This window comes from Evtepia sp., from assembly GCF_056797215.1.
Genome location: NZ_JBQILM010000053.1, coordinates 1 through 7,147 on the forward strand (window position 1 = coordinate 1; position 7,147 = coordinate 7,147).

The window sequence follows — 7,147 nt, forward strand, 5'->3', positions numbered from 1 at the left end:
AAGGAGGTGAGGCAGAAGGTAACAGGCACCGCCACCAGCTTGCGCAAAAGCCCCTCCTCCTGGATGTGGAGGGCAGCGCGCAGGGCCTGCCGGGGCGGCCGGGTCAGCTTCCCCACCACCTGGTACAGGCCGTGGAGCCCACCCCAGAGCACAAAGGTCCATCCCGCCCCGTGCCATAGCCCGCTGACCAAAAACACAATCATCAGGTTGGCAAGGGCCCGGGCCTCCCCCTTCCGGCTGCCTCCCAGGGGGATGTACAAATAGTCCCGGAACCAGGTGGACAGGGAGATGTGCCACCGCCGCCAAAAGTCCTGGATGGACAGGGCCAAGAAGGGCCGGTGGAAGTTGTCCATGAGCCGGATGCCCATTACCTGGGCGGCCCCGATGGCGATGTTGGAATAGCCGCCGAAATCACAATAAATCTGGAATGTAAATAGTACCGTTGCCACAGCAACGGTACTGCCGGGCTTCCCGGCAGGGTCATGGAACACCGTGTCCACCCACATAGCCACCCGGTCGGCAATCACCAATTTTTGAAAGAACCCCCAGCCCATCCGCAAGAGCCCCGCCCGGGCCCGGCGATAGTGGAACTTCCGCGGCCGCTTCAACTGCTTGAGCAGGGAGCCGGAGCGCTCAATGGGCCCCGCCACCAGCTGGGGGAAGAAGGAGACGAAGAGGGCATAGCGGAAAAAGTTGGTCTCCGCCCGGGTGTCCCCCCGGTAAACATCCACCGTGTAGCCCAGGGCCTGGAAGGTGTAAAAGGAGATGCCCACCGGGAGCAGCAGGTCAATGGCCGGGGCCGCAACACTCAGCCCCGCCAGCCCCAGGAGCCGGGCCAGGTTGTCCAGCAAAAAGCCCAGGTACTTGAAGGTACACAAAATCGCCAGGTTGGACCCAAAGCTCAGCCCCACCCACAGCTTCTTGCGCCGCTGCCTGGCCGCCGGGTCGGGGATGCGCTCCGCGTCCCGGAGCAGCAGCCCGCTGAAATAGGTGATGGCCGTGGAGAGCAGCATCAGCAGGGCGTACTTGGGGTTCCAACACATATAGAAATAATAACTGGCCCCCAGCAGCCAAAACGTCCTCAGCCGCTCCGGGATGAGGAAATAGGCCAGGGTAACCAGAGGAAAAAAGAGCAAAAACGGAAAGGAATTGAACAGCATGAAGGGACCCCTTTCTTACGTGTCCTATAAGCATACCACAGCCCCAGCCAAATTTCCAGAAAAAAGTCCCCCCTCACGCTATCCTCAGGGTATCAAAAAAGCTCCGCCTGCTATCCCAATAAAAAACCCACTCCCGTTACCGTGCGAAAGCCTATAGCCCCCCACAACGCCAGAAGCGAGTCTAAAGTTTTTACCTACTTTTTGAGAGAATACCAAAAACCCCAACAGCCCCCACCCACTTTCCGTTACCGGGTTGAGATGTAAAAGGTCCCCCCAACGCCAGAAGCGAGCTTAAAGTTCTTTTTGCCTACTTTTTCTTTCAAGAAAAAGTAGGTTAGGATTTGGTTTCAAAATGGGAGGAGCAGGAGCGGCAGGTGATCTGGACCGTCCCCAGGCCCCGGGGCACCCGCATGGGCTGGCCGCAGTTGGGGCACTTGAAATAATAATACTCCCGATCCGGCGTCAGCGCCCGCTTGCGCCGGCGGAACCACTGGGAGATGGCCCGGAGCAGCGCCAAAAAGCGGGCATTCTCCAAATTCCGCTTCTCCTGATCCCTGGAAAATACCCGGCTGAGAAGATATACCAGCACAATGGCCGCCGGAATATACAGGGGCAAATACAACCGCCCCAACTGGGTGAGCAGCAGGAAGAGCACCAGCCAAAACAGGCTGTAAAAATCCACCCCCGGGTGCTTCTGCCAAAAATTCTTGACGTGCTCCGCCATAGGGGCCACCTCCTGCAATAACAATAGTATTTAACAATCTATCATTATAGCGTTTTGTCGCCAACAGTCAAGAAGCGCTCATAAAAATTTACAATTTCTTTCAGAAAGCCGGACCCGTACCTCCCCGGAGGAGAGGTCCCGCTCCCTCCCGTCCGCCTCCCGGACCCGGAGGGTGAAGTCCGGGTTCAGGTCCAGCACCGTGGCCGGACGGACCCGTCCCCCTTCCAGCACCTCCACCGCCTGGCCTAACACCAGGCAGCGGCTGCGGTAGGCCTCGAAAAAGCTCCGCTCTTGAACCTGGGGATAGAGGGTGAAAAAGTGGTTCAGCAGGCTCCCCGCCAGCTGGCAGCGCAGAGCCCCCGTGGGCCGCGCCTGGAACACCGCCCCCGCCTGGTCCAGCTCCGGGGGGAAGCCCCCCTGGGGCGGGTATACATTCACCCCAATGCCCACCACGGCATAGCGCATCCCCCCGGTTTCCAGGTCCACGTCCCCCTCGGTGAGGATGCCGCAGACCTTTTTCCCCCGGCAGAATACGTCGTTGACCCACTTGATCTGGGTGGGCACCCCGGTGACCTCCTCAATGGCAAAGGCGGTGGCCACCGCCGCGCAGGTGGTGAGCAGCAGCGCCACCTGGGCGGAAATGCTGGGCCGCAGGAGGAAGCTCATATACAGCCCCGAATCCGCCGGGGAGAAAAAGCTGTGGTCCCGCCGCCCCCGCCCGGCGCTCTGGCGCCGGGCAATGAGCACCGTGCCCTCCGGGGCCCCCGACAGGGCCTGCTCCCGGAGGACGTTGTTGGTGGAGCTGACCTCCTCCCGCACCTCCACTTGGAGGCCGGATACCGTAACATAGCGGGCAATGCCCTGGGGGGTGAGCATATCGCTGTCCGCCGGCAGGCGGTAGCCCCGATGGGGGGCGGCGTCGATGGGCACGCCCCCCTCCCGCAGCTGGGATATGGCTTTCCACACAGCAGCCCGGGTGACGGAGAGCTCCGCCGCCAGGGCCTCCCCGGAGAAATACTCCCCCCGGTGGGCCTCTAAGGCCTCTAACACGCGGTCACGGACCAACATGAGATCACCTCGTAACAATCAAATCAATGGATGTAGGGCCCCACCCGCTTCCAGACCACCAGGGCAAGAAACATTTTCACCAAACCGGGCAAAATAAAGGGGACCACGCAGGTGGCCAGGGCCCCGGTGAGGGTGGCGGCATTGCCGCCGCCGGTGTAGACCTTCAGGAACCAGACGGTACCAAAGGCGTAGTTCACCACCGTCACCAGCAGCATACAGAAGGTCTGGGCCCAAAACCCTGTGCCCACACGGGAGCTAATGGCCCAATACAGCAGCCCCGCCGCCAGAAAGCCCACAAGGTAGCCCCCTGTGGCCCCCAACAGCACCCCCGGCCCGGCGTTGAAGCCGGAGAACACCGGCAGGCCTACCAGGCCCAGGCAGAGGTAAAGGGTGATGGCAAGGGTCCCCCGCTTGCCCCCCAGGAGCAGCAGGGCCGCGAAGATGGCAAAGGTCTGCATGGTGAAAGGGACTGGGCCGAAGGGCACCGTAATCCAGCTGCACACCGCCATCAAGGCGGCCATCAAGGCGATGTAGCACAGGTCACGGACCTTGGTTTGGGGTTTGGGTAGGACTTGTGTTGACATGGGAAACAAACCTCATTTCTTTGGGAATGAGGTGAGTATACCACGGCAGGGAATCATTGTCAACCAAAATATAAAATCAGGTTTACGTTTTATCCCCTGGCGTTTACAAACGCTTCATGTGTTCCAGCACCAGCTGGGCACACTTCCCGGTAAAGAAGCCGGTGACAATCCCCGCAATCATCAGCACCGGGGCATACACCAGGATGGAAACGGTGCCGGAGATGAACACCGCCACCGCCAGCTGCCCGGCGTTGTGGGCGATGGCCCCAAAAATGCTCATCACCCAGGTCTGTTTAAGGCTCAGCAGGGGTTTTAACAGGCTCATCACCACCCAGCACAGGCAGCCCCCCGCCAGGCTAAAGAGCATGGCGCTAAAGCTCCCCGCCACCATATTCCCCAGCACCACCCGGATCAACAGGATGGCCCCGGCCTCCCGCCAGCCCAGGGTCCAGAGGGCGAAGAGGGTGATGACGTTGGCCACCCCCAGCTTCACCCCGGGGATGGGGATGGGCAGGGGGACCTGGGCCTCCACCAGGAAAATAATCATGGACACGGCGGTGAGCATGGCCATGGTGGTCAGTCGTTTCAGCTTCATGTTAGGATACTCCATCCAAGGCAGCCTCCCCCTTCCCGTCCACCACCTCCACCACCAGCTTGTGGGGCAGGCAGACGATGGGGTCCCCGGTGCGGTCTGTGGGGCCGTGGCGGACGCAGACCTGGTCGGGGCAATCCGCCTGGGTAACGGCCACCTGGCCGTTTTGAATCACCACCGTGTTGCCGCCGCCGCTTTCCCCCTGGTATTCATAGGCAGCATCCTGGTCCAGGGGCAAGGTCTCCACCAGGGCGCCGTTTCGGTAGATCTCCACCCGGCTGCCATCCTCCCGGAGGAGGAAGAGCAGCGCCGCGGCCAAAACACTGGCGGCCAACAGGGACAGCACCAAAGCGGCCCAAAACCTTGTGGATTTTTCTGTGCGCTGCGCCATAGCTTGGCCCTCCATTGCGGTTTACTGTCCCCCATGTTACCCCATTTGGCCATGAAAGGCAAGTCTTTTCAACTTCCCCCTTGACAAAGGTGCAAACATAGGATATGATATCTGCGTAAAAGGGAGTAGCTGGCACGGTCCCCTCCGTGCGTCTGCGGCGTCAATCCGGGCACGGCCCCGCTTCAGGATAAAACAGCGAGACTTTTGCGCATAGTTTTTGCGCAAAAGTCTCGCTTTTTTGTACACAAAGGAGAGATCAGTATGAAACAAATCAAGGAACCCTGGACCCACCATGGCACGGAACTCCTGGCCGCCTTGGCTTCCAGGGGCCAAGGCCTCAGCACCCAGGAGGCCAAGCAACGGCTGGGACAGTACGGCCCAAACCAGCTCCAAGCGGGGGGCCGCAAGGGGCCCCTGGGCATTTTCCTCCAACAGTTCGCGGACTTCCTGGTGGTCATCCTGCTGCTGGCGGCGGCGGTGTCCGCCGTGATGGGGGACAGGGAGAGCGCCGGGGTAATCCTGGCGGTGGTGGTACTCAACGCAGTATTGGGCACCGTGCAAACCTTAAAGGCCCAGGCCTCTCTGGACAGCCTAGCCGCCCTCTCCGCCCCCACCGCCAAGGTGCTCCGGGCGGGACAGCTGGTGCAGTGCCCAGGCCGGGAGGTAGTCCCCGGGGACATCGTGCTCCTAGAGGCGGGGGACGCGGTGTGCGCCGACGGGCGGCTGTTGGAATCCGCCAGCCTGAAAACCGCCGAGAGCGCCCTCACCGGGGAGAGCCTACCGGTGGAGAAGCACACGGACCCCCTCCCCGGGGACACCCCCCTGGGAGAACGGGCCAATATGGTATTCTCCGGCAGTTTTGTCACCTACGGCCGGGGCCGCTTCCTGGTCACCGCCACAGGGATGGAGACGGAGATGGGCAAGGTGGCCACCCTGCTGAACGCCACCTCGGCCCGGAAAACACCCCTGCAAGTCAGCTTGGACCAGTTTGGTAAGGGCCTATCCCTGGGGGTCCTGCTGCTGTGCCTGCTGCTCTTTGGGCTGAACGTATTCCTGCGCCACCAGCCGGTGATGGACGCCTTCCTCTTCGCCGTGGCCCTGGCGGTGGCCGCCATCCCGGAGGCCCTCAGCTCCATTGTCACCATCGTCCTCTCCTTCGGCACCCGGAAGATGGCCCAGGAGCATGCGGTGATGCGCCAGCTCCAAGCGGTGGAGGGCTTAGGCAGCGTGTCCGTGATCTGCTCGGACAAAACCGGCACCCTGACCCAGAACCGGATGACCGTCCGGCAGCTCTATACCGGCGGGCGGGTCATTCCTGCCACAGAGGTGGACGTCCAGGACCCCGCCCAGGCGGCCCTGCTCCGAACCGCCCTGCTGTGCAGCGACGCCGTGGTCCAGGACGACGGGACGGAGATCGGCGACCCCACGGAAACCGCCCTGGTGCGCTTGGGGGCAGACTGGGGCCTGGAAGAGGAGACAATCCGGGCCCAATGGCCCCGCTTGGGCGAGCTCCCCTTTGACTCTGACCGGAAGCTGATGTCCACCGTCCACCGCTTTTCCGGGGGCCTGCTGCTTCTCACCAAGGGGGCGGTGGATGTACTCCTGTCCCGCTGCCGCCTCACCGAGGGGGAAGCGGCAGATATCCAAGCAGCCAACGAGGCCTTTTCCCGCCAGGGCCTGCGGGTGCTGGCCTTTGCCTGCCGCCCCTTGGACCACAGCGACGTCAGCTTGGAGACGGAACACGGCTTGGACTTCCTGGGTCTCATGGCCATGATGGACCCGCCCCGGGAGGAGTCCAAACAGGCGGTGGCAGACTGCATCGCCGCAGGCATCCGCCCGGTGATGATTACCGGGGACCATGTGGTCACCGCCGCCGCCATTGCCCAGGAGGTGGGCATTCTCACCCCCGGCACCCAGGCGGTGGAGGGGGCGGTGTTGGAGGGCATGGACGACCAGGCCCTGATGGACTTTGTCCCCCAGGTGTCCGTCTACGCCCGGGTGTCCCCGGAGCATAAAATCCGCATTGTCCGGGCCTGGCAGGCCCGGGGCTGCCTGGTGGCCATGACCGGGGACGGGGTCAACGACGCCCCCGCCCTGAAGCAGGCGGACATCGGCGTGGCCATGGGCATCACCGGCACCGAGGTGGCCAAGGACGCCGCCGGCATGGTCCTCACCGACGACAACTTTGCCACCATCGTCCACGCGGTGAAGAACGGCCGCAACCTCTATGCCAACATCTGCCGCTCCATCCAGTTCCTCCTCTCCGGCAACCTGGCGGGGATCTTGACGGTGCTCTACGCCGCCCTGCTGGCCCTGCCGGTGCCCTTCGCGGCGGTGCACCTGCTGTTCATCAACCTCCTGACGGACTCCCTCCCCGCCATCGCCCTGGGGCTGGAACCCCACAACGACGCGGTGATGCTGGACCGTCCCCGCCCCCGGAAGGAGGGCATCCTCACCCGGGCCTTCCTCACCAAGGTGGCGGTGGAGGGGGCGGTGATGTCCGCCGCCACCCTGGCCGCTTTCCACCTGGGGCTGTCCGCCGGAGGCCAGCCGGTGGGGGCCACCATGGCCTTCGCCACCCTCTGCCTCTCCCGGCTGTTCCACGGCTTTAGCTGCAAGGGGGCGGGG

At 62.9% G+C, this 7,147-nt stretch carries 7 protein-coding genes; 1 reads left to right on the top strand and 6 read right to left on the bottom strand.

Annotated features, from left to right (window positions below; translation table 11 throughout):
• The 6 genes from ACTOZL_RS09730 to ACTOZL_RS09755 all read right to left on the bottom strand — a co-directional run.
• On the bottom strand, positions 1-1,136 hold a 1,136-nt coding region (locus tag ACTOZL_RS09730), incomplete at its 3' end, for an MBOAT family O-acyltransferase (RefSeq protein ID WP_482478178.1).
• 358 nt (positions 1,137-1,494) lie between these two features.
• Positions 1,495-1,884 (bottom strand): hypothetical protein, encoded by a 390-nt coding sequence (locus ACTOZL_RS09735; protein ID WP_482478179.1) that lies wholly within the window; start codon positions 1,882-1,884, stop codon positions 1,495-1,497.
• 78 nt (positions 1,885-1,962) lie between these two features.
• Positions 1,963-2,952, bottom strand: a complete 990-nt coding sequence (locus ACTOZL_RS09740) for a biotin--[acetyl-CoA-carboxylase] ligase (protein WP_482478180.1) — start codon at positions 2,950-2,952, stop codon at positions 1,963-1,965.
• 23 nt (positions 2,953-2,975) lie between these two features.
• Entirely contained in the window at positions 2,976-3,536 is a 561-nt protein-coding gene (locus tag ACTOZL_RS09745; RefSeq protein ID WP_482478182.1) for a biotin transporter BioY, read from the bottom strand.
• A 103-nt stretch (positions 3,537-3,639) separates the two neighbouring features.
• Entirely contained in the window at positions 3,640-4,131 is a 492-nt protein-coding gene (locus ACTOZL_RS09750) for a Gx transporter family protein (RefSeq protein WP_482478183.1), read from the bottom strand.
• Between the two features lies 1 nt (position 4,132).
• Positions 4,133-4,519, bottom strand: coding sequence for a NusG domain II-containing protein (locus tag ACTOZL_RS09755; RefSeq protein ID WP_482478185.1), 387 nt, complete (start codon positions 4,517-4,519; stop codon positions 4,133-4,135).
• A gap of 261 nt (positions 4,520-4,780) precedes the next feature.
• Here ACTOZL_RS09755 and ACTOZL_RS09760 point away from each other — a divergent pair.
• Positions 4,781-7,147: cation-translocating P-type ATPase (locus ACTOZL_RS09760; RefSeq protein WP_482478186.1), on the top strand; the 2,367-nt coding region annotated here is incomplete at its 3' end.

Excerpts from the sequence above, each read along its gene's own strand:
- ACTOZL_RS09755 (WP_482478185.1), bottom strand. The coding sequence starts at position 4,519 with ATGGCGCAGCGCACAGAAAAATCCACAAGGTTTTGGGCCGCTTTGGTG.
- ACTOZL_RS09745 (WP_482478182.1), bottom strand. The coding sequence starts at position 3,536 with ATGTCAACACAAGTCCTACCCAAACCCCAAACCAAGGTCCGTGACCTG.
- ACTOZL_RS09740 (WP_482478180.1), bottom strand. The coding sequence starts at position 2,952 with ATGTTGGTCCGTGACCGCGTGTTAGAGGCCTTAGAGGCCCACCGGGGG.
- ACTOZL_RS09750 (WP_482478183.1), bottom strand. The coding sequence starts at position 4,131 with ATGAAGCTGAAACGACTGACCACCATGGCCATGCTCACCGCCGTGTCC.
- ACTOZL_RS09735 (WP_482478179.1), bottom strand. The coding sequence starts at position 1,884 with ATGGCGGAGCACGTCAAGAATTTTTGGCAGAAGCACCCGGGGGTGGAT.